We start from the raw sequence: 26,013 nt of genomic DNA, 5'->3' as shown, positions 1-26,013 counted from the left end.
ACGGCACTAAAATGAATAACAAAATTGCCGTTATTCTTGTATTAGCAGATGTAAAATACTCACTAAACGATTTGGAAAAGCATTACAAGACGTTTTGCGGTTTATATTTAGTTGCATTTTCAGTAGTCCTAAAAAAGCAACTGAATTTGCACCTGACATACTTCTCAGAAACACTACATCTGCTTCACCTCAAACAAACAAAAAAGCCCTAATTCCGTTGAGAATCAGAGCTTTTCCTAATTTTGCTTTCTTGAGAAGCGGTGCGTACGAGACTAACGGAGTTCATAATTACTTGTGACATTCAATAAGTTACAAAACTTCTCCCCCCAAAGCCCCAATCTTGCACCTACATAGCTTCTATGTTTTTCCAATAGGAATTTAGCTTGTTCCAACAATATAAAGATAGGTGTTTTGAACAATACAACCATAAACCATGTGAAATATAATATATTTCAGAGAGCATTTTGGATTTATCATTTAATTCTAATTCTATTGAGAATTGTATTATCATTTAAATATATCATGACTCGGAAAGTTTTCCCATCTATCATTTATATCTCCATCATCCATTGTATGCGTCCTTCCATCTGTGTGGCAGCATTTGTAACAGCTCCTCATAAGTTACCTTCTGCATATATGACATTCTTACTACGTCATTCAGGTATCTACATAAGGTTACTTTATGCGCCTATGCATGTAGTCAATAACGAACAGATGCACTCATGTTAACCGTCGCCTAGTAATCACTGTAGAGCAGGTAGTACTTTCTGTCCAATATGAGGGGGGATGACATTTTCTGCCAGATTATTATCAATACGGATGTCCATCCTGTAGATACCTCATCATGTTCTCTCAGCGGGTATAAGCATAGAACTACCGCCTTTCCTGTCAGATAGTTCGGACTGACAATAATGTTATAACACCAATATCAACGTTTTATTATCCTCTGATAGTATTGGATGCTCTTTATCGAAGATATCCGAAATAAGTTGTTGCATAATATCTTTCTTCTCTAAAGGCTCTCCATCTGTCTTTGTTATCACAATTTTTGTTTGTTCTTCTGTTGTTACCATTAATTTCAGCAAGTAGTTTACATTATTCCCGCCTATTACGGCTATTTCAACCTGTCTGGTAAAGTTGAAATTTCGAGAAACGGTATCTTGTCCGTCCCTAAAGATGTTAATGTATGTTTTAGATTGACGTTTGAAACTATCTAACACTTGCTTGACAGATTCGCTATTTACCTGATATTTATCTTTAAACTTGCATTCAAAAAATTCTCCATCTAATGCACATTCAATACTTTCGAAAGTGTATGTATTACTAGGCTTTGTATATAGTTCTGTTATACTCTTTCTACCCCATTCTTGCGCATCATCACATAGAATAAGCAAGAAAGAGAATTGTGGATCTGCAAAAGCAGGTGCAAGCCGAACAGAGGGAGCAGACAAAAATGGAAAACCGCCACAACAGCGAGATAAACAAGATAGACCGGAGCTACCAGCAAAAAATCAGGGAATACGACAACAGGCTGGAACAGATAGACACCTATTTCCCTATCGTAACGGAACTGCTGCCCATAGCCGAACAATGCCGGGAAGTGGGGTTTACCGAGGAACTGACAAGGCGGATTGTCAGCCTACAACCCGTGGAGTTCAAAGGAAGGCTCTATTCGAAGGAACACAAGGAGAAGTTCAGGACGGAGCACTCGACGGCAACCGTGGAGAAGCACCCGCAGGAGAAAGGAAAATTCCGGCTGTGCATTGACGACATGCCCATACTCGAATGGTTCAGAATGAAGTTTCAGGAACTCAAAGAAAAGCTGGGTATAAGCCACACCCAAAAAGAAGAGAACAGACCGAAAAGAGGATTGAGGATATAAAACGTAATAGAAAATAAGGGGTTTTGGTTTCATTTATTCAGCTGTTTTTCATATTTTTGTATTGGATTGAATATGCTCTTTCCAAGACATAGTTAGAATTTTTAGAAGCGTTATGCTTATCTTGTAGATGAAAACGTAGGAAATTTTCAAAGAGCACAAGGATAGCATAGTGGTTCTCACGCTATAGGCGTGGGCGGCTATATCCATATCTGTACTCAAGGTATTTTCCTACGACCTTCATCTAAGACGTGGCATGCAGTTCCACGCTTTTTCTGTATATAAATCTCCTTTTGGAACTGGGGGATCTAATTTATAAACAATAATGAAATTAAACATTTTATTTTTAATTACATTCTTAAGTTTATGGAATGTGTCTATCGCCCAGTCTTTAAAGATTTATTCTGGTAAGTATCGAGAAGGAACTGCAACTTATTCATACAAAGACAATCCTGATGGAGGACGAATTTATGAAGGGAGCTTTGTTTATACTACTCCTTATCATAAAATTACTGGACAATTCAAAAATAACAAAAAGGATGGCCAATGGATTTACAAAGGATATAAGAAATCCCTGAAATTATCATATAAAGATGGGGTTTTGGATGGTATGTATCAATTCATCAATGGAGGTGATAACGCTTGTATACTTCTTTTAACTATTAAGGATGGAAAATTTGTAGGTTCTGCAAAAGGGACAGACATTGGTTATACTTGGCACAGATTATTTCATTATAGGGGTTCTTTTAGTGGACAGTTTGACGAGAATGGCTATATGGATGGTGATTGGACTTTTAAAGATGACGACGGTATATATGTCTTCCACGCAACATACGAACATGGGGTTTGCCAGAAATGTTATCGTGAAGACATAACAACCGGAGACATTGCTGAAGGTGCAGTTAAAATTGATTTACATTCTATTATTATAGATAATTTCGAAACAATAGAAGGAGAGGTTGATCGTGGACATAGCCGTTGGCGCAAATATGATTATGAAATAGAAAAAGCCCCCTCACCTGTAATACAAAAAGGAAGTGGATATGGTACTTTTAATCTTTCCGGGCGTTCATTGGTAGGAGGACTACCACGCCCAAGACACAATGTGGCAGAAGAAGGAAGGGTGGTTGTTGATATTACTGTAAACCCAGCCGGATACGTAATAGCTACCAGTGTTAATTCTCAAACAAATACATCAAGTACCGACTTGTGTAAAGCAGCAATGGAAGCCGCCCAAAAGGCTCGTTTTAATGCCATAGACAGCACAGGCAATCAAGTAGGGACAATAACTTATTATTTTCAATTACGCTAATCAAAACTTTTATCCTAAATTATGAAATATGAAAATGTAACCATGAAAGGAAATGCGAATGAGTTTCGCTTTTCACTAACTAAAGAAGGCGATAGAAAGCTAGTCGTATTTGGTGTAAATCCAAGTACTGCTAACGAACAAATTGCCGATTTGACAATCACAAAAGTAATGGGATTTGCAGAGCGGAATGGCTTTGATGGCTTTATCATGCTAAATCTCTACCCACAACGCTGCACCAATCCTGAAAGCTTAGACAAAGAGATTGATGAAGAATTGCAACGCAAAAATTTAGAGGTAATCCGTCTATCTGTAGGCGATATGAAAGAATCCATCATATTGCTTGGATTTGGCGATACTATTAATTTGCGTCCCTATCTGAAAAGGCGTCCTAAGGAAATCATTGATATGCTTGCTCCCAATAATCCTCAATGGAAAATGTAGGGACATTGACTAAAAACGGAAATCCTCGACACCTTTCCAGAGTGGATTATATCACGTTTTCTGATTTTAATATGCAAGAATACATATCCATATATCTATAAATTATCATGATGAACCATATCTATAAATTCCGACTCATAAGCATGACTATGCTATGCTTGTTGTTATCTTGTACAACACCCAATCCGGTTGAAGAAGCCAAAGTTGAAATGCAAAAAGAGTACCATGCCTATTTTGACAATACAATCAGTATGATAGAGCAATACAATTGGGTGTTATCCATTGACATTTATGATTATTGGTATCCGGAAGGAGCTACCGTTATTGATTTTGTCAATGATTTGGAAACTGGAATACAAGGATGCAGGCGACTATCTAAAGAAATTTCCACCATTAATATAGATGATGAGCGGGTTATTTCAGCCAAACAAGAATTACAACAAGTATTAAAAGAAATAAGCGAAGATCTGGTTTCCCTTGTTGATAATCCAACTAATATTTTTGAAATTGTTGCAGAATCTAGAGATGAAGAATTCGAAGTGCCAGAAATAATTGTCCACGCACTAAGCAGTCTGCAAAACAGCATAGAATCCAAAATGAACATAAGCAATGACATCGTATGTATGCGAGAAGACATCATTAGAAATAAAAGGCTGAACAAGGAGCAATTTATTGAAATCAATCAATCCATATTAACAATGGCACGTGATAGCTTTCTACATCATTTCCAAAATTGGAAGGAAGTAGATGCTTATTTTGACCAAGAAACAAATTACTTGAAAGACAGTACGTATATCAATAATATGTATCAATTCTTCTATGCATCAACAGAGGCTATGACAAAGCTAAAGAAGCATAACTTATACGATGAACAAACTACTCAAATGTACACTGGTTTCTATGCTGAATCCGATGCTTATTGCGAGCCTGTTAATAAAGCAACAGACAATGTCACCACCATCTATAAAGGAAATGGATTTGTTATAGACTTTTATTCAAATGCATTAGATGGAGAGGGAGAATTGTATTGGAATGTTTACTCTTGTCAAGAAAACAACGGAGATTTAACATTGACACTCAAGAAAAGTTTTCTCTATAGCAAAAACAATTATTCCGCATCAATCAAAACACCAGATGAAAAGTATATAGGCGAAAAGTATATTTATAAGTCACTTTCCTGCGGAGAAAATTCTTATGCAGGAATACATATATCCAACAAAGGAAAAAATATGCAGAAGTTTGGGTTGAAACTGAAGAAGATAAAGGGTTCTTGCGAGATTTATACCTATGTAAGGGGGACAATTCACTTTGTATGTAAATGAAGATAGTTGTAAATGTAGCTGAAACGCCGATGTACAAAGGGATTGATGCATATTTGGACGTATCTGAGAAATCAAATCGAGTTGTTACATTATGGGACATGAGTGTTACATTTGAACTGGAAACAAAAATGATTTAAACAGTCAAATGTTACATTGAGATAAAATGAGGGCTGAATTGATGCTTTTTGAGGCGTAATTTAGCCCTTTTCTGTATACTTTGAGGTGAGGTTATTTTGAGTATTACGAATAAGGTGAGACTGCTTGATAATGGCTCTACGGGTTATCTTAACGCCACCATCAGTGAGACCAGCATGAAGCAAAGAGTTCTTTTTGATACCTATTTGAGCATCATTTAGGACGGTGTAGATGGCGCTGATACTACCGAAATAATAGTCCTTCTTCTCAAAAATGAGATGTACGTGAATTACCTTAGTCATAAATTCATCATTTAGAAGTTTCTTTTGCAAAGATATTCTAAATAATAATTATATAGAGTATTTACAAAGAAAATATGTACTATTTAAGGCGTTTAGAGAATATGGTCTCATAAGTTCTTTTATATGCCCAAACGGATAAAGTGGTATCAATGAATAGCCATAGAGTGAAATGTTAAAAATGAGTTTAGGCATACTATAAGGCATACTGATAAGGCATACTTTTTTCATAAGTAATAAGCTTATGTAACGTGGTTTAGGCATACTATTTTAATAATTAGAAAAGGGCGTATTTTATATGATGTTTCCTTTTAAGTTATGTTTTTAGGTGTTTAAATAAACATTTATAGGGGGATAGTATAGTTATTTTGGTAAGTGATACGGTTGTATCTCTTTTATAAGTACTTGATTTATAGTATACATTTATAAAATAAATGCTATTTTAGCGTCATAAACGCGTGCGCGTCACAAATAATTGGCAGTATAGCTCAGTTGGTAGAGCGCAGATATGCATACGTGATGATACATGTGTGCAGTTCTTTTGTCACAAGTTCGAGTCTTGTTGCTGCCACAATGGTTTTTGAAGGTAGAGACGAACGTTCCCACTATTCAGTGCTCCGTCTGAGGGAATTAAACGTACGGAGATTTTAAGGTAATTGATTGATTGTTGATGGAAACGCTCCCGGTGATTGTGCCGGGAGCATTATTTAGTAATGAAAATAGATATTCCTATTATAAAAAGAAATATCATCCGCAAGGTTCTCTATTCGCACAAGGAACTTCCACGGTATCAGCATGCACTCGAAATCCTATTTTGTGCAGTAAACGGATATGAACCTATTAATGGATATATAAGTGGCATCGAAGATGCAGGATATCGAGAACTATACACTAAAATATTGGAAAAAGTCAACGAGCTAAGAGTAGGCCTTCCAAGCGCCAATAATACCAACAATACTAGCGAGTAAATTTATCCAATTTGTTGTTTTCTTATTTCTATTAAATTCAAAATTATGGCAAAACGGTTGATTATAGCTTTTGATGTCGTGGATGAAAACGACAATAGTATTATTGATTGGCAATGCAATACGAATGAAATAGATATCTCCGATGATGTAACCCCTTTAGATATTACGAGGCTATGGATGGACATGTATCGTTATACTATGTACGCTCCGGCACATCCTGGAATATCTCATCTGTTTCCTTATATGGCTCCTTTAATTGAAGAGGCACAAGGTGGTAATACTTCAGGTAAACCTGTTGTAAATCCATTAGTAATTTACTGCAGTCACAGAAAAATCGGACATCCTTTGCAAAACCGGAAACATGAACAGGTTTTACCAGAAATTCTTCAACGCTGACTTCTATATTCGGATTTCGAGAACAGATATCATCCACAAGTGCCCAAAAATGATCATTCATATCATATAGGTGCGACTCTGTCTCCTTAAAAAACATGTGATTGTATGTGTGTTTATGTTTTAGCTTGTTCATCTTATTGATTATTACTTATTATTTAGAAGACTTACGGATGTCGCCTTACTTCACATTGATAGCACGCAATAATTGTTGCATCTGCCCTTTCATGACATCCATATCATCTTCCAACTGATTAACCTTGTCGTAATATGTTTCATTGAGATTCGGCATTTTAGCACTGAAGTACCATTCTGCATGAAGTATGGTGTTTATCTCCTGAGTTTCCAAATTAAAATTGGGGTAATTGATTTTATCTACATTATCTGACATACAGACGAGAAAACCATGCTGGCGAAATCTGTTTTTGATGCGTTTGATATATGAACGCCCATCAGTGTCACTGATAACATAAATGTGCTGGTCGGGCATGTCCTGCCATTCAGAACGGTCGAGTAATCTCACGATAACGTAGGAGCTATCCAATAATGTGGGTGACATACTTTCTCCTTTAATGCGGACGCAGAAGTATTTCTCACTATTACGCACCATGGATAAAGGCATTTTTATGGTATCTACTACTTCCAAATAATCGGGGTTATCGTAGCCACAGCAGCCTGCTGCAACAGAGATGTCCACCAGTGGGATTGAAACAAAATCATTATTGATAGGCAACGACGCTGTAGGAGCGAAATTAGTAGATGTTGGCTCGTGACGAAGCATAGAGCCACGTCCTGTGATAAGCCAATCTGCAGAATATAAGGGATAATTTTCAACTATGTTTTGTAACCATTTAGATTGAATGTCGGTACCATTGGCTATAGCTCTTGATAACACGCCTTTACTGGCACCAATACTACGTTCCATAGCAGTGATAGTTATCCCCTCTTTTATAGCTATTTCTTGAATTCTTGATAAAATATTACCCATATAGATGAAAATTATCACGCATTTATTTGCATGGTTGAAAATTATCACTTAGATTTGCATCGTGTTCAAGCAGAACAGCCCCAAAGATAAGAATTATTTTAATCAAAATTTAGATATGGAGAACAAAATCAGAAAGAAGATTGAACTGAGTGCTTCAGGCAAAGAGAAACTTGCCCGGATGTTCAATGTGACACACCGCAGTGTGTGTTATGCACTTGACTTCAAACGTAACAGCGTGCAGGCTGCAAAAATTAGGGAAGCTGCTCTAATTAATGGTGGTAAGTTGGTAGAGATTATTGATGTGACAGACTCTGTCAAACGTACGGTGAAAGTGTTGGACTCTCATGGAAATGTGAAGGCGGTGATAAATGATACGGTAACTTTATAAATGGTACGGATATGGCAACAACAATTAGCGTAATACCTGCATCTGTAGTAATATCTCGAATTGGATATGTGTATTATAAGAAATTAATAAAAGGAAAGCGCATTGAACTTGTCAGAACAGCGCGCTTTCCTTATGAGGCTTTAGTGAAAAACTCCTCTATTCTTCAGTCGCTTCTGGATCAGGATCAAGAATGTCCTCCTTGTTACAATGCAGGAAACTGAAATCATGGAGTAGCATAAATGTTCTCAGGGCATCTGCAATGTTGTTACTTAAAAAGTGGTCGCGGAGAATGGAGATAGAGAACCGATACCAACCGGACTTCTCATCATAGTCAAGGAATTTATAGATACCATAATAAGTTTTACAAAAGGCTTTGGCAGCTTTTTCATCCAACTGATACCCTTCTATGCCTCCACCGTCCTGATAGCGTCCCATAGTAACAGTAATAACAGAAATGCTTTCATTAAATGAATTCATAATAGTTGAATTTAAGATAAGATAATGTTTTTTATCAGCTACAAATGTAGCGAAACTATTCCGGTTCGAGATGAATAGGGGTAGATTTTTCAATTGAGAATTAAAGAATTAAAAAAATAAAGTGATATGGATAGAAAATTGACAGTAAAAGAAAAGGCGTTCTTGGAGGAGCTTCGGGAACTAATGGCGAAGCACAGTGCTATGCTGTATTCGGAGAATGACCGGGTATGCATGGATATTGAGTATTCGGGTGATGAAGACTGGGAGCCCGTAACCTTGCCCGATGGCATTACCGTGTTTTACGACTTGGATGATTTCATTGAACAAAACTCTTAAGCTTTACAAAATATGAAAACCTGGAGAACAATTCAGAAGATTGCCGCAGTCGTGGGCATGACCTATGGCATGTGGCTGGGAACCAATGTTGACACAACGGATGCGGACAGCTGCAATGCGTTTGTAATCATCGTATTATCGGTTATCGTGGCGATATCACTTTGTATACCGGATAAAACGGATACCGCAACTGTTTAGGAACAGTTTGTTCAGCAAGTCCGGAGTTTCCCTTATCATGCGGAAGCGGCCGACTCCCCGGTTCGACGCCGGGGCTTGCACAAATAAAAGAGAAAAGTTTCTGATTATGGAAATGTACGGTAAAATAAAGTGTGTCACTTTCCCTGAACTGGTTTCGCAAGGAAGAATATTGAGTAAACCAAACTACGATAAAAAAGTACGTGAAGGCAAGCTTCGGGTTGTACGTCCCGGAAAAGGAGCCGGTTCCTATGCTCTCATAGACTACACCAGTCTTCCTACCCTTATTCGTGAGGCATATGACAGACTTTATCCCAATGCTTTGGAAGAAATGAAAAAACAACTAATGAGCAATATCATCCGTAGTGACAGTAAAGCTGTAGAGTTTTATAAGACCTACCGCCCCGCCATCTCACTGGAACGTCAGGCAGAATATGTACTGAATGCCGAGGTGATGAATGAACTGATCCGCGTGGAGAAAGAGACCGGAGCCTTGCATAGCAAGTGCGGTTACAGCCGTAAATCCATCGTGTGGGAAACGGTGCAAGGCACATGTGAAAAGCTGCGCGAACGCTATGGGCATACACTGCCCGCAACCCGTCTCCGCGAGAAATTCAACGCTTACAAGAAGGCAGGATATATCGCCCTTGTAAACAAGAATACGGGCAACCAGGCGGCACGTGTGGTAGTTCCCGAAGTGGCCCGTCTGTTGCTGAAACTTCGTCGGAGCATTGTTCCCCGCTATACCGAGGCGCAGATCTTCGATGAGTATAACCGTCAGGCAGTAGAACGCGGGTTGAATATCATCAAATCACCTACTACCATAAAGAACTATCTTAATGATCCGGCTGTAATGCCGATGTGGTATGCGGCCGTATACGGCATGCAGAAGTGGAAAGCCAAGTATGCCAGTCTGATGAAGACCAGCCTCCCGCAGATGCGTGATGCATTATGGTATGGCGATGGTACCAAACTAAATCTCTACTACAAAAATGAACAAGGAAAGATGTGTACCACCAGCGTATATGAAGTGATGGACGCTTACAGTGAGACTTTGCTTGGGTATGACATATCCCCGAATGAGAATTTTGACAGCCAGTACCGAGCTTACCGTATGGCCGTTGAAGTCTCCGGCAGCCGTCCTTATGAGATTGTGACTGATAACCAGGGCGGACATAAGAAAGGTGATGCAGCAGGTTTCTTCCAACGTCTTACGATACTTCATCGCCCCACGATGCCCTATAACGGACAATCCAAAACGATCGAAAATGCTTTCTACCGTTTTCAGGCGCAGGTTCTTCATGCCATTTGGCATTTCACAGGACAGAATGTGAATACCAAAAAACTGAATAGTAAGCCCAACCTGAAATTCATAGAGGAGAATGCCTATGCGCTTCCCACACTCGAGGAGCTGAAGGCTATTTACAAGGAATGCCGTAACCGATGGAACAATGAGGAAAAGCACTTTGCCACCGGTATTCCTCACATGGAGATGTATCGTATGAGCGAGAACCCCGAGGCTGTGCCTGTTAATGAAATCGACATGATGAGGATGTTCTGGCTGTGTCATCCCAAAGCTGTAACGTACACCAATTATGGCCTGCGGTTTGAGATTGACAAACAGCAATACCACTATGATGTATATGCAGCCGACGGTCTGCGCGATGAAGCCTGGGCGCTCCGCAATACCGGACGTGAATTCACTGTAATGTATGATCCCATGGACATGACCCGCGTGGAATTGTGGCGTAATACCGCCACCGGTGCCAAGTATAGTGCCACTGCCACTCCAAAAGTTTCTGTTAGTCGGGCCACCCAGGAACGTACTCCTGAGGAAAGCGGCTTCATGCGGCGTACCATTGAGCGCAACAAGGAGACCATGGCCGCCATCCAACTGGAAGGCGAACGGTTTGACCTTGACGAGCGTATTGCAGCCGAACTTTTCGGCCTTTCCACCCCGAAACCTAAAAATCTCAGCAGGAAGAAAATGGACGAATGTCGTGAAAGGTATGATCATGGTAAACTTTCCGTTCCTCTCTCCCTACCGGAGAAACGCAAACAGGAGGAAACCGAAATCTATAATGAAGCCGATTATTCCACTGTAGGGGAATATACCAAGGCACTTTCCAATATGACACTGGATGAGCTGGCATTGGACAGATTTTAAACAATAATCAATAATCAATTAAATACTATTCAAACTATGAAAGGATTAACCAGACAAGACAAAGACAATATCCGCGATGCACTGATGGGCTACTGTGAGAATTTTCCCAGCCGTAACCGCGCCAGCGAGAGCCTGCAGGGAGTCAGCGCGGCTGTGGTAAGCCAGATTTTAAACACCAAGTATGAAAGTATCAGCGATGACATGTTCAGCCGCATAGCCGCACAGATCGGTTTCAGCTTCGAGCACTGGACTATCTGTGAGAGCGACAATTACCGCCTTGCCACTTATGTACTGGCCGATGCCCAGACGTACAAGAACGTCACCTGGATGGTGGGCGATGCCGGATGCGGCAAGACTACCGCCGCCATAGAGTTCCGCCGTACACACCGTAACGTGTTCTATATCCTTTGCTCGGAAGACATGAGACGCAGTGATTTTGTCCGGGAAATAGCCAAGCAGGTAGGCACGCCTACTGACAGCACCAACAATTTGCGTGACATGCTGGATTATGCTCTTGGCATGATTGGTTTCCTGCAGAACCCGCTGCTTATTTTTGATGAGGGCGACAAGCTGACAGACTGCGTGCTGAACTACTTCATCAGCATCTACAACCGTCTCGAAGGGCGTGCCGGCATTGTCTTTATGAGCACCGACTACATCAAGCGCCGCGTGGACAACGGGCTGCGTTACAACAAGAAAGGCTACAAGGAAATCAATAGCCGCATAGGCCGCAAATTCTTCGACTTGAATGCTACCAGCCGCAATGATATATACGCCATTTGTCAGGCCAACGGATTGACAAATGAAGCTGAGATAAAGCGTGTAATGAAAGATGTGGAGGCCTGTGATAATGACCTGCGCCGGGTTAAACGTGTAGTTCATGCACAAAAACGGCGTGCCGAGCAGCAGAAAGGGAGGGATGAAGAATGAATGTAAGATATGAAGATGCTGCAGGGGAAAAGGAGAAAAAGATAACCTTTGACCGAAATGCTAAAGGGGTACGTGAAATGCTTTCGATGAAGTTCGATACGCTGGATTTCAAAGATGCGTGGCATGACGCTTTCGGTACACCGGAACGCCGCGGGGTATGGTTTGTCTGGGGAAATTCCGGTAACGGCAAAACCTCGTTTGTAATGCAGCTCTGTAAGTACCTCTGCCGTTTCGGACGTGTGGCTTACAACAGTATGGAAGAGGGAGCATGTCTCACCATGCAGGACACGCTCCGGCGCTTCGGCATGATGGAAGTTAACCGCCGTTTTCTGCTAATCGACAACGAAAGCATTGAGCAGCTCAGTTTGCGGTTGAAGCGTCAGAAATCGCCTGACTTTGTGGTTATCGACAGTTTCCAGTACACGCAGATGACCTATCGGCAATATATAGAATTCAAGGAGCAACACCGCAACAAGCTGATTATCTTCATCAGCCATGCTACCGGACGACTACCCACCGGACGCAGCGGTAAAAGTGTGATGTTCGATGCCACACTGAAGATATACGTCGAAGGATACCGCGCTTTCAGCAAAGGGCGTTTTATCGGACCTGTGGGGCACTTCGATATCTGGCCGGAAATGGCGGCGAGATACTGGGGAGAAAGTAATGAATGATTATTAATGTTCAGTGACAGACAGACCTATTATGAAAACGACCAAAAATAAATCCATTACGTCGCAGCAGCTCAAAGCTTTGCACGCAACTTTCCGCCGCATCGGTATGGATGACGATGCCAGGCATGGATGCATCTATGAATTCACTTCCGGACGTACGGCAAGCAGCCGGGAACTGACGATGCACGAGGCGCGGCAGCTGTTGGAAAGGCTGAACCCACCGGATGAAAAAACAAGGGCGATGCAACTGGCGGAAGCGAAAAGTGTGTTCCGCGACATCTACCGCCTTTCTTTCATGATACCGCAGCTCAATCAGGGTTTCACCAGTGACAATGAAGACGAATACCGGATGAACGTTGCGAAGCTCAATATGTGGGCGAGGAAATACAGCAAGGCGCGCAAGGATGTTACCACCATGAAACTGTGGGAGTTACAGGATACCAAGAAGCAGCTGGAAGCTTGGATGCGGCGTGAGGAAAAGAAACAGAAAAATGAAACAATATGAGAACGAAAAATGAAATCAAACAGGCTGTGGCGATATTGACTCGTAAAGCCGACCGGCTCAGTCTTGTACAGGCCGAGGTATTGCAGGGCAGCATGACCGAACAACAGGTATTCCAGAAATACGTCATGGAAGTTGCAGAAGAGAATCGTGACGAAGAGATGTTCTTCGCCGCCCGCGATGCCGCCCGGTTTTCTGCCGGACATATCGGTCTGGAAGAACTGATACCGGATGTACAGAACATGACAGCGGCGGACTTTGCCGCCATCGGAACATTAGGTGTAGTAGACGAAGAGGGTGATACGATAATGCTCTCACGCAAAGAGTTCAACCGTTTACTGGCCCGCATCGAACGCCTGGAACATTGGACAGGTTTACGCCGTAAAGCTGCTCCCGGTGATTGTACGCCTCTTCCATTGCCCGAGGATGCCGATATGGATGACATGATGAAACAGAACGAGGCCTGCCGTTACCTCTCATGCGGCAAGAATACAATCAAGGGCTATGCCTCCCGCGGACTGGTACACAGTTATAGGAAAGGAAAGTTCACTTATTACAGCCGCCGGGAACTGGATAAGAAAATCAGGAAACTTCGCGATACATTATAACCATGCCTGCCGCCTACAACACCACCGAACGTTACCGGGAATTGGAGAACCGGCTTTCCGAATGCCGCGGACGCATCAATATCCTGGAAGAAAAACTGCTTGGAAGTCCCGTTCCTCTTCCGGTGGCCGAATTCGACCGGTTGCTTGACGAGTACAGGGCCGAGCAGATACGACTCGCCCATCTGGAACAGGAACAGGACGGAAACAGTACCCCAGCCAAGACGGCAGCCGCCAAGGAGCGCTGGCGCAAGCAGAACCGGGACAGAAGGACGAAATTACATTATTAACCCTATAAAAACATTTATTATGGCAAGAACAAAGAAAACAGTAGTCAGCGGTATCACCCGCGAGCAAGCAGAACAGGCATTCGCAGACTTCGCAGCGGCCGACGCCAAAGTACAGAACCTTACCTCAAAAATGGATATTGAGATGACGCGTATCCGCGAGAAATATGCGGATCAGTTGGCAGAGCTGTCTGCCACGAAGGAAAAGAACTTTGACATCATGCAGGCGTACGCCGTAGAAAACAAGGAAGAGTTGTTCTCCAAGCGGAAAAGCCTCGAGAGTGCTCATGGCGTATTCGGTTTCCGTACCGGCACACCGAAGCTGAAGAACCTGAAAGGTTTTACCTGGGCAGCAGTAACCAACATCTGCAAGGAATTGTTGCCGCAATATATCCGTACAACGGACGAGCTGGCAAAAGACAAACTTTTGGCTGACCGGGACAACCCGAAAGTAGCCGAGTTTTTCCCGAAGATCGGCGTACAGGTTGTACAGGAAGGGACTTTCTATGTGGAACCCAAGAAAGAGAATGATGCGCAGCAATCTGCCTGAAGAATATTACGAATACCGGCCGCATGGCAGGAACTGGGTGGTGTACCGTATCCGGCGCGACGCCACCGGTTCCACCGGGACCAAAGTCGGGCAGTTCCTCACGAAAGAGGAAGCCCGGCGTGAGGTCTACCGGTTGAATGGCTGGAAAACAAGATAGAAAGGAATATTATGGAATATGGATATGAAAAGAAAGATCACTGTGGTAACTTGGTTTACCCGATGTACCCAGTACAAGAAGAAGAGGCTGACCATGTAATAGCAGCTTACATCGTAGGCAATGGTTATGTTCCTGTGTTGCCCTTAACTTATGACTCAGAAGAAGCATGTCGCAAGGCTTGTGACGTACACAACAATTACCATAAGTGGACGAAAGGAGAAGTTGAATCCATCTTCTTCAAGTCAATAACAGGGCAATACCCAGAAGATATTAAAGAGTAAAACAAGATAATTATGAATGAATTGGAATTAAAAATAACGGAAATATTGGGACGTACTGCACTTGATAATGATATGCAAGTTCCCGAAGATGTGCAACGGTTGGCAAAAGCCACGAGGTATTTGGCAACGCAGTTGAGGATAGCACTTTGCGAAAGTGAGGGCGATGCAAGTGGCTCTTGGGAGATATTGAGAAAGACAACTGAAATATTATCATAATTTACACAGAAATGAGCAAAATTGAAGAAGCCTTCAGAGGTTTAGGAAGAACAGAGAAAGCGAAGTTTATTTCGCAAAACATTGATTACGCAAATGCGGATGCAGTAGCCAAGTATATAAGTGCCTACCTTTTTGATGTCCTTGAAGATGTCGGGAACAATGAATATATAGCAATGTATCTCAGAGGAAAGGGGTATGAAGTAACAAACCAAAAATAATTCTCAAAACGGAAAAATAATGGCAAAGATAACTTACAAATCAAGTATTCCCAATGACAAGCCGCTTTGGCTTCTTAAGCTCCAGTTGGCGGTCAGCCAGCTGGATGCCACCGGACTGAAAGGAAATGAGCAGGATTTCCGTAACCTGAAATCGTTCATCGATGCTGAAATCCGTTCATTAATGGAGAAAGGCGACATCCGCCGCAGCTTTGTGGAAACCGAACTCCGGCATGATGAAGGCAAAACGGTGATACACATCTTCCGCAATCAGATGATGGTTCAAACCTATTACATTGAATAAGCCCCATGAGCGAGAAAAGAGAAATAGCACTAATAACTTCTCCCGGCTTTGGCGTTGGCAAGGAAACCGTGGGATACTATACCGGCTATGCCTGCGGTTACTGCCACGGCAATGGTTGGTTTTGGAACCCGGACATCATTCATGAACGGGTAAAGATACCTTGCCCCAAGTGCGGTGGTACCGGACAGGTGAAAGGCATTGTTACGGTGGAATGGGTGCCGGACGGACAGGTGAAGCCCTGCTTTAATGAAGAATAAATAACGAAAAAACTCTCTTTAATAAACCTCCTTACAACCCCGATAAACAGGGCATTTCGCTTGCCACTCTCCCTGTTTTTTCGTATCTTTAAAGAGTGGATGAGCATTTTTTTTAATGCCATTTGTGTTGATGAATAGAAAAATAGTTCGTATGTTTGCAGCGCTTAAAGTTTTATATAGAGAGGCGGAGCGTCCGTCCATTAGTGTTGCTTATGGGCTTTTTTTATGCCCTTATGCGAGCTTTCTGATATGGCGGTATCTCACACCCCGTGCATACATTGTAATGGTGTATGCGAGCCTCTCTATAAGGACTTTAAGCAGCGGGTTAGTGTGCGGGTACCGCTTTCTTTTATCCGCACAAATGCTTAATAACTTATAGATTTATGAAAAAAGAAAATGAAACCGCTACCGAATTACAGGTAATTACGGTAGGCAAAACCACCTTTCCAGTGGAAGTTAGAAACGGACGTCTTGCTGTAAACCTCACGGCGATGGCAAAACCTTACGGCAAGTTGCCTAAGGACTGGTTCAGCACAGAAAGCACACAACGTTATTTACAAGCAATTTCCGTTAGGACAAAAATCCTAACGGCTGACTTAGTGGAAGTTAGACAAGGAGGTAGTCCTCAATTGCAGGGTACATGGGTATATGACCGACGTATTGCAGTGCGTTTTGCCCAATGGGTGGACGAAGAACTGGCTATTGATGTTGACACTCTCTTGGTTGACGTACTGGAAGGACGCAAGATTATCCTTAATACCACCCCATTTGAAGACCGGCGCTTTGTTTCCCTGGAAGATTTCTGCGCAGTTTACAAACTATCCCCGAACGCTTTCTATTCTTATAAAGCGCATTACCCTTACGAATACATCTGGACCGGCGGTTCGTGGCGCATGAGCACAAGGCTTTGCCATTACATCGAACTGAGACACCAGCTTAACCACAACAAACAGTCAATGTACCAGTACAAGATTGACATCGACAAGCAACAAGGAACGTTGGACTTTAAATCATGGGAGGATTAGGCTATGAGAGCGTATGACAGATTTTCTCGTATAGAAGATAGCAGTAACCTTGCCATATTATTCAATGAAATCTTTTCCAAATTGGATATAGTCAGGCTCGTATCTGCGCCTGCTACATTCGAACTATTGGAAAGCAAGGAACAAGACCTTGGATTATTCCATGAAACCTGCCTTTGGGAGATGTACCTGCACGGTGTCATCAAAAAGTTACATCAATGGATGGAAATACTTGAAGAGTATGAGAATGAGTTCAACTCCAGCTGGGAGTATTACGCATCATCGAAACGCATTGAAGCCATTAAGGACTATGGTGGAGATGAAAGCGACTACGACAGTGAGGGGAATATCCGTGCACAAGGCCTCACTTATGAAGACTTGAAGTGTTATACGGTTGTGTGCGATTTAGTCTCGGATGACTGGAGAGATATCGTACTGGAAACTATCCCGGAACAGTTGGGTGTCTTAACCCTCGCTCTGAAAAAACAGGCAAAGACCTCTTTTGCAGAAGTCTTCAAGAAAGTTATCAACCGAGACCTTCCGATGTACAAGCAAGACAAGAACGGCAATATGGTGAAGATGAACTTTTCGGATCATGCCATGCAGAAGGCTTCGGACGAGCTGTTGGCAGATGATTTGGCCTCTGTAGTCTTGCTTGCATGTCGCAGCATACAGTTGCTTGTCAAAAGAATAAGAGAGCTTGACGCATTCAGCGACAACAAGGACGAACTTCTGTCGATACGGAAAGATGCGGAAGCCATGCTGAATCTGAAATTCTTAGTCCGTCAATAATTAAGGAGGTTTATTATGGAACAGAAATACGATTTATCCGAGTTAGAAGGTTATTTTCAGTGTATGGTATCGCCTGATAAGGCTGTATCTCAAATAAATTCAGTCATAGTTCAACTTACGCAATGGTTTCTTGAAGTTGATAAACAAGGAGTAGAAGAATTCTATCTGAAAGATTGCGTTGATTTTCTCCTTGGTTTACGATGTGCCATTGAAGAAGTCAAAGCCATTTGATATGAGTATACCATCTGATAATTTAGATATGTCCTATTTGCAGGATATTGTTGCAAACTGAAATCCAAAGGAAATAGCCAAAGCTGTAGAAGATGCGATGTTTACCTATATTTACTCAAATCTGAGTCAAGACGGACAGGCTGTAGAATCGTGTGACTATATAGCCTACTTGCGTATGCTTCGTGATACGCTATTGGATGTAAAACCGAAAGATTGCGTTCTTTCATAAATAGAGAAGCCGCTACACAGCTTTATGCCTGTTGTAGCGGCTTTTTGTTTCAATCTCTGGAGTTCTGCTCTTCTTGTGCTTTCTTATCTCTTTTCCTTATACGTGTAATAAAAGAATCCATTGTGAATAATAGTAAGGCAGTAAATAAAGGTGTAAACTGCCAAACGGCTAAATATAGAGATAAGTTATTGATGTCGCACAACATATTGACTACATACAAGACGGATGCCGTCAATACATGTGAGAAAATTAAGAGATTATGAGTAAAGTCTAACTTTTTCTCTGCTATGTTCAGAGCCGGAAGGTACAGGAAGAGGGTAAAAAGAGTAGAGCCACCCATAGCTACAAGAACTGAAATATGCAACGGGTTGTCTTGAAAGGAGGGGAGATATAGAAATGCTACAAAAGAATAACATATAGTGGCAATCAATATGGTTCTTACGAACATTCTTTCATTATCTCCGGTAACTTTCAATAATTCGAAAACGGCTAATACAACTTCTTTCATAAATATAAGTTTTTAATAGATTAATAATCCACAAATATAAATTCATACTTGTGCAATTTTCTTGCACTCTATGTATTTTCTTCAAGAAATGATAAATATAACAGCAAAAGCCGCCAACGGTCATCCCGTCAGCGGCTTTTCTTTTTGTCCGAGCCTCGTATCTTGTAGCTCGTGCTCGTACCTATTTCACTCCCCCGGCTCCCCCAACCGTCGGACGATCGCCTCGTGCTGCTTGGGTGTCAGCGCCCGTTGTCGTGGCTTGTAGCAGAGGGCTTCCAGTTCTCTTTGCAGGTCAGTGTTTAGTTTTATCCATCGGTGCAGCTGCGCACTGGCGCTGCGGGGTGTGGAGCGCGGAAAATAGGCTTGCGCCAGGTCGCTCATATAGATTGCGTGTATCATTTCGTTTACAATTTAGTCATTTATAAAGTACAATTTAAAATCACTGTGTGGCAGGGTAAAAAAACTACCCGTAGGTAGCCAGCTCACTACTTACGGGTAGTCGGTCATTTACTTGGAGGTAGTTGGGGCACTACCACGTAGCAGGCCGTTGTCAGCCCAGCGGGTTCTCTTCCTGATCTTCGCCGTCACCTCCGGTACCACTGCCCGGGTTGCCATCGGGCAAGGGTGCTTCGCCCAGTTTGGCTACACGCTTGAAAGTGAGCCCGCCTTCGCCCGCACGGGTGGCCGCCTTGATGGGACGTCCGGGGCGGAACTGGATGTGCGCACCGGTGATATTGGCGCTGGTGAATTTCTTTTCAGTTTCAGCGCCGTCACTACAGAGCTGAATCTGGAATGTGCCGAAGTTCTCGAGACGGACAATCTTGCCTGCCGCCAGATTCAGGTTGACCTGTTTGATAAGGGCACGGATGGCATTCAGCACATCACCGTCTGTCAGCGAGGTGGCGTATGAGATTTGCTCCGCCATTTCGTCCATGGTTATCTCGCCGCTGGCCTGTGCCTTGGCATAGAATAGTTTGGCGGCTTTGTCGTCGCCCGGTTTGCTGCTCATCAGAGCAAGGGAATAGTTTACCATAACTTTGTAAATTAAAGAATTAATAATGAAAGCTGTCTTTTCGCGAAAAAGACGGGGCAAAGGTGTGGTAAACATACCGGACGGTGTGGTAATGGGTGATTTTCCGGCGCATTTGTTGCATTAATGTGTTATTATGGTTATTTTTGTATCAGGATTTCAGACTGTTTCAGGGTAATCACAAATCAGTTTTTAAGGGTATGAAGAAATATCATCGTTCCATTGTCGGGCGTAGTTATGCACACCGGGTGAAGGAAATTCTCCGCATCTACGACGAATACAGCCGTAGCGGGCTCAGCAACCGTGAAATTCTTCGCCGGTATATCTGGCCTGTTTATCCTATCTGCGAAAAGACTTTCTACAACATCATTAACGCTAGTGCCGATCCACGCATCATCCGGCAGCAGAATGATTTGCAGCGTCAGCTGTCGTTGTTCTGAACATCTTCCATTACAACTGTACTATATTGGTGTTCGTACACCTTGATGCCACCGGGCAGTGAGAACTGCCGGCTGAAGGTGCGTTCCATAACCCGGTCACATCCCTCGAACCGCCAACCGTGCAGATAGCTGTTCAGTTGCCTTGCACGGCTCAGGCGTTCAGCGGCTTTTTGCTCCTGGCTGCTGCCGTAATGAGTGTCATCGTAGCAGTCAAAAGCCATGCGGACGGTCAGGATGAGTTTCCCTTGCTGCGTGGCTGCGTTCAAAGTTTCCCACTTTGTTTCCGGCACGCCGATGAGGATGCAGGGAAAGGTTACGGGGTACTGGTCTTCACCGTTTGCAAGGGCTTCCAGTTGCCCGCAGTCTTCATCGATAAGGGAGACGAAAGCCCCCATCTTGTCGGCAATCTGCCTTTGAAGGTCATTGAATAGTTGTTCCATAATATATAATATGCTAATGTGAATAATGCGCTAATGTGCTAATTTCTTTTACTGATATATTATCTTTCTGATTTCCTGCTCCAGTTTATTATCTATCTTCTTCGCCAGTTCCGGTCCCGGCTCTTTGCTGATGAACTGTCGTTGGGGGATGCGGACGGTGAGCTTGGTCTTCTTGGTAAGCGCCAGGCGCTTCCAGAAGGTATCTTTCTTCTTGTCGTCTCCAGCTTCCTTGTAATGCTGCGCCCAGGCAAACTTCCGCATTTGGGGAGTGACGGTGGGTTGCAGGATGCCGCCCCAGTTGTGCACACCCGCGTATGGGGCGCGGGTGAAGACAGTCACTACGCCGTCTCCCGGCGTGTATTCAATGCTGCCTGCCAGGAGGTTTCTGCCGGAAAGCAGAGGCCCGTACCGGGAACCGGCATCGGCACCTCCGCTTTTCTGCCGTTTCGTCTCCTGCCATTTACGGAAACCGTTGTAGGTGAATCCGCCTTTGCTGAAGTCCTCTTCGATGTGGCGCTTGGCAATGTTTCCGGCCAGAACGGGCATCTTGCGTCGGCAGAATTCCTCTATCTGTTTTCGATTTTGGGAGATTTTACGGTTAAATTCTTGTATATCCATTGTTTATTAAATAAATAGATGTATTTTTGTGCCATAGGAAAGGAGTTAAAATATTCCAGTGTCGGGTTGTAGTCCCGACGAGGTTTGTTTTAGCTCCTTTCTTTTTTCAGGTGTTGCAATATCTTGTCCGAGTCGGTGATGCTGTGTAGCCTGTAACTTCCGTCCTCATATTCACGAACGATTATCCAACTTTTATCACCCAGTATTTTGATTTCAAACAAGTGGGACTGCACCAATTTAGGAATATCCTTGTATCTGGAGACAGCACCTATATACTTCGCTTTTCTGAAAACCTCGTCAATCATGAGAATCATTTCATTCTTGTGGGCGTAGTGCTCATGAGGCTGGTTCAACCATTCCTTCACGTTCTTCTGTCCTATCTGAATCTTATGGCGGAACTCCCTGTTGACAAGTTCCATGCCTTTGACGGACCGTGCCGCCTCCTGTTTCAGTTCTTTGGTACGCTCCGAGTACTTCCTATCCTGGTCGTGGCGCGGCTCTACTTTGACCCTGGCATAGTCCGGAAACTTCTCTTTCAGAAACGCTTTCACCGCTTCCTTTGCCCCCTCGTACCCATTGGCTATGTAGGGGTGCGAGTCCCCAAACAGCTTCCCGTCTATGCCGGGGTTGTTATCCAGTCCCGGTGCGGGTTGATTCCCGGGCGCATTGCTTTCACGAGGCGCACCGGTGGGCGTCGCATCAGTGGCAGAGAGCGAACATTTGCAGTTCCACCGGTCACCAGGGCGGTGAGCTTTCCAGAACGGATGATGTATTGGCAAGATGGTTCCCCAGAATACTTTGTGGTCGGCTCCGGGATGGGCACTGGTACTGGGCATCCATTCTAAGTTTGGCAGGATGTCGGCATATTGCTCGAAGCGTTGCCAGTCCGCAGCCTGGCGGGCACGAATGACGGCGGTGTTATACTCCGTCCGAAGCCAGTGGCGCACATGATGGTCGAGCATGGGATGAACATCCTTTTTCCACTGTTCAAACGGTTTTAAAACACCGTTCGAGTCGTAGAGTTGCGTGGCGATGTCGTTCTGCATGCGGTGTACCTTGAAGGCGGAGAAGACGGCGTTGCCCGTTTCCATCTTGGTGCGGAAGTCCGGAGTGAGTTCCCTGCTGCCGATACCTTTGTCGGACGCCTCTGTAAAAGCTCGGAAGGTTTCATTGAATAGATTTTCCTCTATCTCCGTCATAGGGTGGAAATCCTGTTCGTAGATACGCTTCAGGGCACGCTGCAGGGCTTTGTTGTCGAAGACGAAGGCGGTACTTACGCCATCATCAGTTTTGCATTGCAAGGGTGTAGCTGCCCCGGACATATAGTCTACTTCATCCTGAGCAGGTAGTCGTTGATCCTTATAGTAGAGGCCGTTCATTACCAGTCTAAAGCCCCGTCTGTCTGCGGGGCGTGCCCGAAAAAAGAGCGGGCACGGTTTTTAGGGCGTTTCCCTGCCACTTCCTCCTGCGGGTAGTCGCCAACGGGTGGCGTGGCAAGTGGGGCGAACGGATTGGAATCCTTTTTCTTTTTCTCCATTTCAGCTTTCAGTTGCTCGTAGTTGTTGGGCTTTTCGATGTTCAGCTGCTCATACAGATAATCATCCGCCATTGGCAGGCCGAATACGTTGACGGCTTTTTCCAAGAGTTCTGCTTTCGTCTTTACTTGCCCAAGGTCTGCTTCCTCCACATATACGAACTCTCCGCCCTGCGTGTTGATACCCAGGGCGGCAAACTGTTCGGTCATGTCGTAATTCAACAGGTTCAGAATGGAGAGTGCATCCTGCTCTATCAATTCCAGCTCTACTTTGTTATGTACGGTTCCCAATGCCTGTGTGCCCGTTTTACTGGCTTCGGTGGTAAGTGTGTTGCCCAGTACCGCCTTACTCATTTCAGCGTTGTATCGGTCGGTGAGAGCAGAATACATGTCACTGCTTCCTGAGAGGTTGCCGGGTTCTATAAATTCCAGTTTCGAGCCGTCCGGGCAGAGGAATACGGATGCTCCGCCCTGGCTTTCGGCTGCTTCGAGCGATGCCCTGCGGGCTTCGGGATCGGAGGCGTCGTAGGTGTATTTGCGGATGGGGCGTCCGAATATTTCGGCCAGTTGTGCCCAGTCGCCGATGGTACCCCGCTTGTAGATGACGTAAGGTGCGGTACGTGCCAGGATTCCCAACGGTTCTTTTCCCCGTATCATCAACAGGTCGGCATAGTTATCGAACGGTTCGCCCATGAGGTCATCCTGCCGTGTCTTGATAACCCGCAATACCGGGTCTACATGTTTGCGGGGTACCAGGTAATAATCTATCCACCCTTTCTCATTGATATAGAATTGCACCAGCGTAAATCCCCAGTATTCGGCATCGAGCGCATCACCCAGAAAACGCAGGAACCAGGGCGAAGCAATCTGTCGGTTTACCTTATCGTCAGCAACACCATTACGACGGAACTCTATTTTTCGTCCCAGTACACCGCTCTTCCGCTTCTGTACAACGGAAAACAGGTGCGGGTCCATCAGACTCTCACTGTAAATGTCGTATAACCGGACGCGACGGGTAAAGTCCACATTCTCCGCTCCCCGGATGGACTGCATATAGTCGTCCAGCCCGATGCTGAAACGTTGGGGCTGCGTCAATATAATGGTTGCTCCCGGACGGGTGACGTTGCTGCCTTCGGTAATGCGCTGCTTCTCTTTGGCAGTTTTATTCGCCATGTAAAAAACGGAACTCCACAGCTTTTTGATTCTTGTGCTCATACAGTTTTCATTTTTAATTCTTTCATTATTAATTCATCAAAGATGATTGGTGCGTTTTGGGTTGCTTGCCATCAGCCAGGGCGCATTCTGTTTCTGCTCTTCTTCCGGCAGCCTGGGTGCCCCGTCGATAGTGATTTTAAATGCCGCTACCTGTTTCAGCCATTCCACGGCACGCTCATAGCGGTCTTTACGCATCTGTGACAACTTCTGCGGGTTGTGTATGCAGAAGAGGTGATATACGGTGATGTCTATCGCCATCATCAGCACCAGCTGGTTGCGGCTTTTGCCTTCGGCGGAGAAGATGGCATCCACGTCATAACGTGCACTGAGGTAACCGCGCATTTCGGCAATGGCACGGTCTTCGCATATCTCGACGATGCTCTCGTCATCGCGTGTCAGCCTGGCCAGTATTTCGGAGTGGATGCTGGCGTCGTAATCTTCGGGGTGAATAAACTGGCTCATTTTAATTCTTTCATTATTAATTATTAATTAGCTTGTCACAGTCGTTTTGGGTTCCGGCGTGCATTATGATGAATCACTGTCACCGGTTCCAGTTGTTGTACTTTCTTTTTGAGGATACGCAGACCGCCCTCCGCGCAGTCGGGGCCGTCGGCAGGAAATTTTAGGCGCAGGGTAAAGAGCCGGAATTGGTCATCCAGGCGTTTCATGTGGGGACTGTTTTTCTCGGCCTCGTTGAAGATGAGGTTTCCTTCGCGGTTCAGCGGTTCCAGGTTGGCCTCGATGCGGGTGGCCTTGTCAGTCTTCCGGTCTTCATCGGGATGGATGTAGAGTTGCACGTTCCGCTCGCGTCGCACCTTGCCTACCAGCGGTTTGAATACTTGTTGGAAGAAAGGGTCTTGCAGCTTGTTATTCTCCATGTAGCAGTATACGGGTACCTTGGCTTCCACGTATTCCAGCAACTGGACGTACCAGTCGATGAACTCGGAGTTCAGTCCGCGGTCCAGCCGGGCATTGATGATATAAACCTTGTCCTTCAGCTGCCCCATGAGGACGCAGCTTTTGGTGCTGCTGTTCTTGCTTTTGTTTTCTCCCGGAGCGGGGTCGCCGTAGATGACGAGGAAAGGAAACTTTTTCAGATCCGGAACTTTGCCATATACCAGTTCCTTGAACACTTCACCCTCCGTTACCGGATTGTTGAAGTACTCCGTCTGCTGGGCGGCGGTACTGATTTTGGAGAGTGCAGTGTCTATTTGTTCCTCCGTATTCTTGGCAGGCCATGTGCTACGTCCCTCCTTATCGCGTATGTTCACTATATCCCAATGGTTGGCAGCTTCTCCGGCACGCACTACGCAACAGTCACGGGCGATGATATTGCCGCAGAAGATGATCAGTGTCTTTATGGCAGTATCGCGCGTGCCGTATAATGCCTTTTCCCACCAGTCCCAGTTCTTTTGTACCGTGTCCGGATTGCGCACGGCTTCATCCGTATCAAAGTCATCCACCAACAGCACATCCGGTCGGATGGCACCGTTCCTGCTGCCGCGCGGCGCATTGCCCGCACCTACCGCACGGAACGAGCATCCGCATTTGGCGACGAACTCCTCGGCACACCAGTTCCCGGGATTCACCTGCACGCCATAGTAGGCACGTATCAGTGCATTCTCCTCGAATTGCTTCTTATAAGGATCGAGCAGGCGTGTGGCGCTGTCCTGCGT

General features: G+C 44.3%; 37 protein-coding genes, 1 tRNA gene and 1 pseudogene. 26 read left to right on the top strand and 13 right to left on the bottom strand.

Translation table 11 applies throughout. From position 1 onward, the window contains the following. Positions 1-914: 914 nt before the first annotated feature. Positions 915-1,394, bottom strand: a complete 480-nt coding sequence (locus tag AB5903_RS11775) for a hypothetical protein (RefSeq protein ID WP_224200148.1) — start codon at positions 1,392-1,394, stop codon at positions 915-917. On the opposite strand from AB5903_RS11775, the pseudogene AB5903_RS11770 reads away from it, so the two are divergent. The 4 genes and pseudogenes from AB5903_RS11770 to AB5903_RS11755 all read left to right on the top strand — a co-directional run. Continuing rightward, positions 1,394-1,882, top strand: a pseudogene (locus tag AB5903_RS11770) (mobilization protein); the annotation flags it as partial. The gene AB5903_RS11775 and the pseudogene AB5903_RS11770 sit on opposite strands and share 1 nt — an antisense overlap. Before the next feature lie 322 nt (positions 1,883-2,204). Beyond that, a complete protein-coding gene (locus AB5903_RS11765) occupies positions 2,205-3,191 on the top strand; it encodes an energy transducer TonB (protein ID WP_317127690.1) in 987 nt (328 codons plus the stop codon). A 21-nt stretch (positions 3,192-3,212) separates the two neighbouring features. Then, complete coding sequence (locus tag AB5903_RS11760; protein ID WP_117941130.1) at positions 3,213-3,632, top strand: DUF1643 domain-containing protein; 420 nt, start codon at positions 3,213-3,215, stop codon at positions 3,630-3,632. 107 nt (positions 3,633-3,739) lie between these two features. Continuing rightward, positions 3,740-4,954, top strand: coding sequence for a hypothetical protein (locus tag AB5903_RS11755; RefSeq protein WP_272710727.1), 1,215 nt, complete (start codon positions 3,740-3,742; stop codon positions 4,952-4,954). 197 nt (positions 4,955-5,151) lie between these two features. On the opposite strand, the gene AB5903_RS11750 is transcribed toward AB5903_RS11755, so the two are convergent. Next, a complete protein-coding gene (locus AB5903_RS11750; protein WP_195658130.1) occupies positions 5,152-5,391 on the bottom strand; it encodes a hypothetical protein in 240 nt (79 codons plus the stop codon). Positions 5,392-5,865: 474 nt separating this feature from the next. Here AB5903_RS11750 and AB5903_RS11745 point away from each other — a divergent pair. Together AB5903_RS11745 and AB5903_RS11740 are read left to right on the top strand one after the other, a co-directional pair. After that, a tRNA-OTHER gene (locus tag AB5903_RS11745) sits at positions 5,866-5,959 on the top strand. A 442-nt stretch (positions 5,960-6,401) separates the two neighbouring features. Beyond that, the gene (locus AB5903_RS11740; RefSeq protein WP_195658131.1) at positions 6,402-6,752 is read left to right on the top strand and encodes a hypothetical protein; all 351 of its coding nucleotides are present in this window, start codon (positions 6,402-6,404) and stop codon (positions 6,750-6,752) included. Positions 6,753-6,930: 178 nt separating this feature from the next. On the opposite strand, the gene AB5903_RS11735 is transcribed toward AB5903_RS11740, so the two are convergent. Next, the gene (locus tag AB5903_RS11735) at positions 6,931-7,737 is read right to left on the bottom strand and encodes a helix-turn-helix transcriptional regulator (RefSeq protein ID WP_195658132.1); all 807 of its coding nucleotides are present in this window, start codon (positions 7,735-7,737) and stop codon (positions 6,931-6,933) included. A gap of 115 nt (positions 7,738-7,852) precedes the next feature. On the opposite strand from AB5903_RS11735, the gene AB5903_RS11730 reads away from it, so the two are divergent. Next, entirely contained in the window at positions 7,853-8,125 is a 273-nt protein-coding gene (locus tag AB5903_RS11730) for a hypothetical protein (protein ID WP_195658133.1), read from the top strand. Between the two features lie 156 nt (positions 8,126-8,281). On the opposite strand, the gene AB5903_RS11725 is transcribed toward AB5903_RS11730, so the two are convergent. Next, the gene (locus tag AB5903_RS11725) at positions 8,282-8,602 is read right to left on the bottom strand and encodes a hypothetical protein (protein ID WP_195658134.1); all 321 of its coding nucleotides are present in this window, start codon (positions 8,600-8,602) and stop codon (positions 8,282-8,284) included. A gap of 126 nt (positions 8,603-8,728) precedes the next feature. Here AB5903_RS11725 and AB5903_RS11720 point away from each other — a divergent pair, with 126 nt between their 5' ends. The 18 genes from AB5903_RS11720 (at position 8,729) to AB5903_RS11635 (ending at position 18,323) form a co-directional block, all read left to right on the top strand. After that, entirely contained in the window at positions 8,729-8,938 is a 210-nt protein-coding gene (locus AB5903_RS11720) for a hypothetical protein (RefSeq protein WP_195658135.1), read from the top strand. A 12-nt stretch (positions 8,939-8,950) separates the two neighbouring features. Continuing rightward, positions 8,951-9,136, top strand: coding sequence for a hypothetical protein (locus AB5903_RS11715; RefSeq protein WP_195658136.1), 186 nt, complete (start codon positions 8,951-8,953; stop codon positions 9,134-9,136). Between the two features lie 106 nt (positions 9,137-9,242). Beyond that, positions 9,243-11,300, top strand: a complete 2,058-nt coding sequence (locus AB5903_RS11710) for a hypothetical protein (protein ID WP_368117851.1) — start codon at positions 9,243-9,245, stop codon at positions 11,298-11,300. 36 nt (positions 11,301-11,336) lie between these two features. Next, entirely contained in the window at positions 11,337-12,230 is an 894-nt protein-coding gene (locus tag AB5903_RS11705; protein ID WP_272710729.1) for an AAA family ATPase, read from the top strand. Further along, complete coding sequence (locus tag AB5903_RS11700) at positions 12,227-12,904, top strand: hypothetical protein (RefSeq protein WP_182416742.1); 678 nt, start codon at positions 12,227-12,229, stop codon at positions 12,902-12,904. The genes AB5903_RS11705 and AB5903_RS11700 overlap by 4 nt, the downstream gene beginning before the upstream one ends. A 31-nt stretch (positions 12,905-12,935) precedes the next feature. Further along, the gene (locus AB5903_RS11695) at positions 12,936-13,409 is read left to right on the top strand and encodes a hypothetical protein (RefSeq protein WP_195658139.1); all 474 of its coding nucleotides are present in this window, start codon (positions 12,936-12,938) and stop codon (positions 13,407-13,409) included. Continuing rightward, positions 13,406-14,014 (top strand): helix-turn-helix domain-containing protein, encoded by a 609-nt coding sequence (locus tag AB5903_RS11690; RefSeq protein WP_195658140.1) that lies wholly within the window; start codon positions 13,406-13,408, stop codon positions 14,012-14,014. The genes AB5903_RS11695 and AB5903_RS11690 overlap by 4 nt, the downstream gene beginning before the upstream one ends. Before the next feature lie 2 nt (positions 14,015-14,016). After that, positions 14,017-14,301 carry a hypothetical protein gene (locus tag AB5903_RS11685; RefSeq protein ID WP_195658141.1) on the top strand — a complete coding sequence of 95 codons (285 nt, stop codon included), beginning with the start codon at positions 14,017-14,019 and terminating at the stop codon, positions 14,299-14,301. 19 nt (positions 14,302-14,320) lie between these two features. Beyond that, on the top strand, positions 14,321-14,848 hold the full coding sequence (locus AB5903_RS11680; RefSeq protein WP_195658142.1) for a host-nuclease inhibitor Gam family protein: 528 nt from the start codon (positions 14,321-14,323) through the stop codon (positions 14,846-14,848). Then, the gene (locus tag AB5903_RS11675) at positions 14,826-15,005 is read left to right on the top strand and encodes a hypothetical protein (RefSeq protein ID WP_195658180.1); all 180 of its coding nucleotides are present in this window, start codon (positions 14,826-14,828) and stop codon (positions 15,003-15,005) included. Before AB5903_RS11680 ends, AB5903_RS11675 begins: the two co-directional genes overlap by 23 nt. 11 nt (positions 15,006-15,016) lie before the next feature. Next, positions 15,017-15,286: a hypothetical protein gene (locus AB5903_RS11670; protein ID WP_195658143.1), complete on the top strand. Its 270-nt coding sequence runs from the start codon at positions 15,017-15,019 to the stop codon at positions 15,284-15,286. A gap of 12 nt (positions 15,287-15,298) precedes the next feature. After that, entirely contained in the window at positions 15,299-15,502 is a 204-nt protein-coding gene (locus AB5903_RS11665) for a hypothetical protein (protein WP_195658144.1), read from the top strand. Between the two features lie 11 nt (positions 15,503-15,513). Continuing rightward, positions 15,514-15,720, top strand: coding sequence for a hypothetical protein (locus AB5903_RS11660; RefSeq protein WP_195658145.1), 207 nt, complete (start codon positions 15,514-15,516; stop codon positions 15,718-15,720). Between the two features lie 19 nt (positions 15,721-15,739). Next, positions 15,740-16,021 (top strand): hypothetical protein, encoded by a 282-nt coding sequence (locus AB5903_RS11655; RefSeq protein WP_195658146.1) that lies wholly within the window; start codon positions 15,740-15,742, stop codon positions 16,019-16,021. Between the two features lie 5 nt (positions 16,022-16,026). After that, positions 16,027-16,278: a hypothetical protein gene (locus AB5903_RS11650; RefSeq protein ID WP_195658147.1), complete on the top strand. Its 252-nt coding sequence runs from the start codon at positions 16,027-16,029 to the stop codon at positions 16,276-16,278. A gap of 383 nt (positions 16,279-16,661) precedes the next feature. Then, positions 16,662-17,303 carry a KilA-N domain-containing protein gene (locus AB5903_RS11645; RefSeq protein ID WP_195658148.1) on the top strand — a complete coding sequence of 214 codons (642 nt, stop codon included), beginning with the start codon at positions 16,662-16,664 and terminating at the stop codon, positions 17,301-17,303. A 3-nt stretch (positions 17,304-17,306) separates the two neighbouring features. Further along, a complete protein-coding gene (locus AB5903_RS11640) occupies positions 17,307-18,092 on the top strand; it encodes a hypothetical protein (protein WP_195658149.1) in 786 nt (261 codons plus the stop codon). A 15-nt stretch (positions 18,093-18,107) separates the two neighbouring features. Next, positions 18,108-18,323 carry a hypothetical protein gene (locus tag AB5903_RS11635; RefSeq protein ID WP_195658150.1) on the top strand — a complete coding sequence of 72 codons (216 nt, stop codon included), beginning with the start codon at positions 18,108-18,110 and terminating at the stop codon, positions 18,321-18,323. Positions 18,324-18,601: 278 nt separating this feature from the next. On the opposite strand, the gene AB5903_RS11630 is transcribed toward AB5903_RS11635, so the two are convergent. The 3 genes from AB5903_RS11630 to AB5903_RS11620 form a co-directional block, all read right to left on the bottom strand. After that, the gene (locus AB5903_RS11630; protein ID WP_195658151.1) at positions 18,602-19,060 is read right to left on the bottom strand and encodes a hypothetical protein; all 459 of its coding nucleotides are present in this window, start codon (positions 19,058-19,060) and stop codon (positions 18,602-18,604) included. 186 nt (positions 19,061-19,246) lie between these two features. After that, complete coding sequence (locus AB5903_RS11625; RefSeq protein ID WP_258996730.1) at positions 19,247-19,459, bottom strand: DUF4248 domain-containing protein; 213 nt, start codon at positions 19,457-19,459, stop codon at positions 19,247-19,249. A 151-nt stretch (positions 19,460-19,610) separates the two neighbouring features. After that, positions 19,611-20,093, bottom strand: a complete 483-nt coding sequence (locus tag AB5903_RS11620; protein WP_195658152.1) for an HU family DNA-binding protein — start codon at positions 20,091-20,093, stop codon at positions 19,611-19,613. Between the two features lie 197 nt (positions 20,094-20,290). Here AB5903_RS11620 and AB5903_RS11615 point away from each other — a divergent pair, with 197 nt between their 5' ends. Then, positions 20,291-20,530, top strand: a complete 240-nt coding sequence (locus AB5903_RS11615) for a hypothetical protein (RefSeq protein WP_195658153.1) — start codon at positions 20,291-20,293, stop codon at positions 20,528-20,530. Here AB5903_RS11615 and AB5903_RS11610 read toward each other — a convergent pair. The 6 genes from AB5903_RS11610 to AB5903_RS11585 form a co-directional block, all read right to left on the bottom strand. Further along, positions 20,512-20,970 (bottom strand): hypothetical protein, encoded by a 459-nt coding sequence (locus AB5903_RS11610; RefSeq protein WP_195658154.1) that lies wholly within the window; start codon positions 20,968-20,970, stop codon positions 20,512-20,514. The genes AB5903_RS11615 and AB5903_RS11610 overlap by 19 nt on opposite strands. A 48-nt stretch (positions 20,971-21,018) precedes the next feature. Then, the gene (locus tag AB5903_RS11605) at positions 21,019-21,588 is read right to left on the bottom strand and encodes a hypothetical protein (RefSeq protein ID WP_195658155.1); all 570 of its coding nucleotides are present in this window, start codon (positions 21,586-21,588) and stop codon (positions 21,019-21,021) included. A gap of 89 nt (positions 21,589-21,677) precedes the next feature. Beyond that, positions 21,678-22,910 (bottom strand): phage minor head protein, encoded by a 1,233-nt coding sequence (locus AB5903_RS11600; protein WP_229127160.1) that lies wholly within the window; start codon positions 22,908-22,910, stop codon positions 21,678-21,680. 56 nt (positions 22,911-22,966) lie between these two features. Then, complete coding sequence (locus AB5903_RS11595; protein ID WP_195658178.1) at positions 22,967-24,295, bottom strand: DUF935 family protein; 1,329 nt, start codon at positions 24,293-24,295, stop codon at positions 22,967-22,969. A gap of 78 nt (positions 24,296-24,373) precedes the next feature. Then, a complete protein-coding gene (locus tag AB5903_RS11590; protein WP_117740406.1) occupies positions 24,374-24,799 on the bottom strand; it encodes a DUF1320 domain-containing protein in 426 nt (141 codons plus the stop codon). Positions 24,800-24,834: 35 nt separating this feature from the next. Further along, positions 24,835-26,013, bottom strand: a 1,179-nt coding sequence (locus AB5903_RS11585) for a hypothetical protein (RefSeq protein ID WP_368117850.1), incomplete at its 5' end; no start/stop codon positions are given.

This window comes from Bacteroides sp. 2201st1_D9_2201SCRN_220225 (assembly GCF_040928965.1).
Classification (GTDB): domain Bacteria; phylum Bacteroidota; class Bacteroidia; order Bacteroidales; family Bacteroidaceae; genus Bacteroides; species Bacteroides stercoris.
The sequence above is the reverse complement of the archived record's forward strand: the minus strand, read 5'-3'. Positions and strand labels throughout refer to the sequence as shown.

Coding starts and splice junctions, on each gene's coding strand:
- AB5903_RS11710 (WP_368117851.1), top strand. CDS start 9,243: ATGGAAATGTACGGTAAAATAAAGTGTGTCACTTTCCCTGAACTGGTT.
- AB5903_RS11595 (WP_195658178.1), bottom strand. CDS start 24,295: ATGGCGAATAAAACTGCCAAAGAGAAGCAGCGCATTACCGAAGGCAGC.
- AB5903_RS11665 (WP_195658144.1), top strand. CDS start 15,299: ATGAATGAATTGGAATTAAAAATAACGGAAATATTGGGACGTACTGCA.
- AB5903_RS11655 (WP_195658146.1), top strand. CDS start 15,740: ATGGCAAAGATAACTTACAAATCAAGTATTCCCAATGACAAGCCGCTT.
- AB5903_RS11605 (WP_195658155.1), bottom strand. CDS start 21,588: ATGGATATACAAGAATTTAACCGTAAAATCTCCCAAAATCGAAAACAG.
- AB5903_RS11695 (WP_195658139.1), top strand. CDS start 12,936: ATGAAAACGACCAAAAATAAATCCATTACGTCGCAGCAGCTCAAAGCT.
- AB5903_RS11700 (WP_182416742.1), top strand. CDS start 12,227: ATGAATGTAAGATATGAAGATGCTGCAGGGGAAAAGGAGAAAAAGATA.
- AB5903_RS11750 (WP_195658130.1), bottom strand. CDS start 5,391: ATGACTAAGGTAATTCACGTACATCTCATTTTTGAGAAGAAGGACTAT.
- AB5903_RS11630 (WP_195658151.1), bottom strand. CDS start 19,060: ATGAAAGAAGTTGTATTAGCCGTTTTCGAATTATTGAAAGTTACCGGA.
- AB5903_RS11600 (WP_229127160.1), bottom strand. CDS start 22,910: ATGTCCGGGGCAGCTACACCCTTGCAATGCAAAACTGATGATGGCGTA.
- AB5903_RS11755 (WP_272710727.1), top strand. CDS start 3,740: ATGATGAACCATATCTATAAATTCCGACTCATAAGCATGACTATGCTA.
- AB5903_RS11675 (WP_195658180.1), top strand. CDS start 14,826: ATGATGCGCAGCAATCTGCCTGAAGAATATTACGAATACCGGCCGCAT.
- AB5903_RS11765 (WP_317127690.1), top strand. CDS start 2,205: ATGAAATTAAACATTTTATTTTTAATTACATTCTTAAGTTTATGGAAT.
- AB5903_RS11685 (WP_195658141.1), top strand. CDS start 14,017: ATGCCTGCCGCCTACAACACCACCGAACGTTACCGGGAATTGGAGAAC.
- AB5903_RS11690 (WP_195658140.1), top strand. CDS start 13,406: ATGAGAACGAAAAATGAAATCAAACAGGCTGTGGCGATATTGACTCGT.
- AB5903_RS11680 (WP_195658142.1), top strand. CDS start 14,321: ATGGCAAGAACAAAGAAAACAGTAGTCAGCGGTATCACCCGCGAGCAA.
- AB5903_RS11660 (WP_195658145.1), top strand. CDS start 15,514: ATGAGCAAAATTGAAGAAGCCTTCAGAGGTTTAGGAAGAACAGAGAAA.
- AB5903_RS11590 (WP_117740406.1), bottom strand. CDS start 24,799: ATGAGCCAGTTTATTCACCCCGAAGATTACGACGCCAGCATCCACTCC.
- AB5903_RS11645 (WP_195658148.1), top strand. CDS start 16,662: ATGAAAAAAGAAAATGAAACCGCTACCGAATTACAGGTAATTACGGTA.
- AB5903_RS11670 (WP_195658143.1), top strand. CDS start 15,017: ATGGAATATGGATATGAAAAGAAAGATCACTGTGGTAACTTGGTTTAC.
- AB5903_RS11640 (WP_195658149.1), top strand. CDS start 17,307: ATGAGAGCGTATGACAGATTTTCTCGTATAGAAGATAGCAGTAACCTT.
- AB5903_RS11715 (WP_195658136.1), top strand. CDS start 8,951: ATGAAAACCTGGAGAACAATTCAGAAGATTGCCGCAGTCGTGGGCATG.
- AB5903_RS11650 (WP_195658147.1), top strand. CDS start 16,027: ATGAGCGAGAAAAGAGAAATAGCACTAATAACTTCTCCCGGCTTTGGC.
- AB5903_RS11760 (WP_117941130.1), top strand. CDS start 3,213: ATGAAATATGAAAATGTAACCATGAAAGGAAATGCGAATGAGTTTCGC.
- AB5903_RS11735 (WP_195658132.1), bottom strand. CDS start 7,737: ATGGGTAATATTTTATCAAGAATTCAAGAAATAGCTATAAAAGAGGGG.
- AB5903_RS11610 (WP_195658154.1), bottom strand. CDS start 20,970: ATGGAACAACTATTCAATGACCTTCAAAGGCAGATTGCCGACAAGATG.
- AB5903_RS11725 (WP_195658134.1), bottom strand. CDS start 8,602: ATGAATTCATTTAATGAAAGCATTTCTGTTATTACTGTTACTATGGGA.
- AB5903_RS11625 (WP_258996730.1), bottom strand. CDS start 19,459: ATGATACACGCAATCTATATGAGCGACCTGGCGCAAGCCTATTTTCCG.
- AB5903_RS11620 (WP_195658152.1), bottom strand. CDS start 20,093: ATGGTAAACTATTCCCTTGCTCTGATGAGCAGCAAACCGGGCGACGAC.
- AB5903_RS11705 (WP_272710729.1), top strand. CDS start 11,337: ATGAAAGGATTAACCAGACAAGACAAAGACAATATCCGCGATGCACTG.
- AB5903_RS11615 (WP_195658153.1), top strand. CDS start 20,291: ATGAAGAAATATCATCGTTCCATTGTCGGGCGTAGTTATGCACACCGG.
- AB5903_RS11720 (WP_195658135.1), top strand. CDS start 8,729: ATGGATAGAAAATTGACAGTAAAAGAAAAGGCGTTCTTGGAGGAGCTT.
- AB5903_RS11740 (WP_195658131.1), top strand. CDS start 6,402: ATGGCAAAACGGTTGATTATAGCTTTTGATGTCGTGGATGAAAACGAC.
- AB5903_RS11730 (WP_195658133.1), top strand. CDS start 7,853: ATGGAGAACAAAATCAGAAAGAAGATTGAACTGAGTGCTTCAGGCAAA.
- AB5903_RS11635 (WP_195658150.1), top strand. CDS start 18,108: ATGGAACAGAAATACGATTTATCCGAGTTAGAAGGTTATTTTCAGTGT.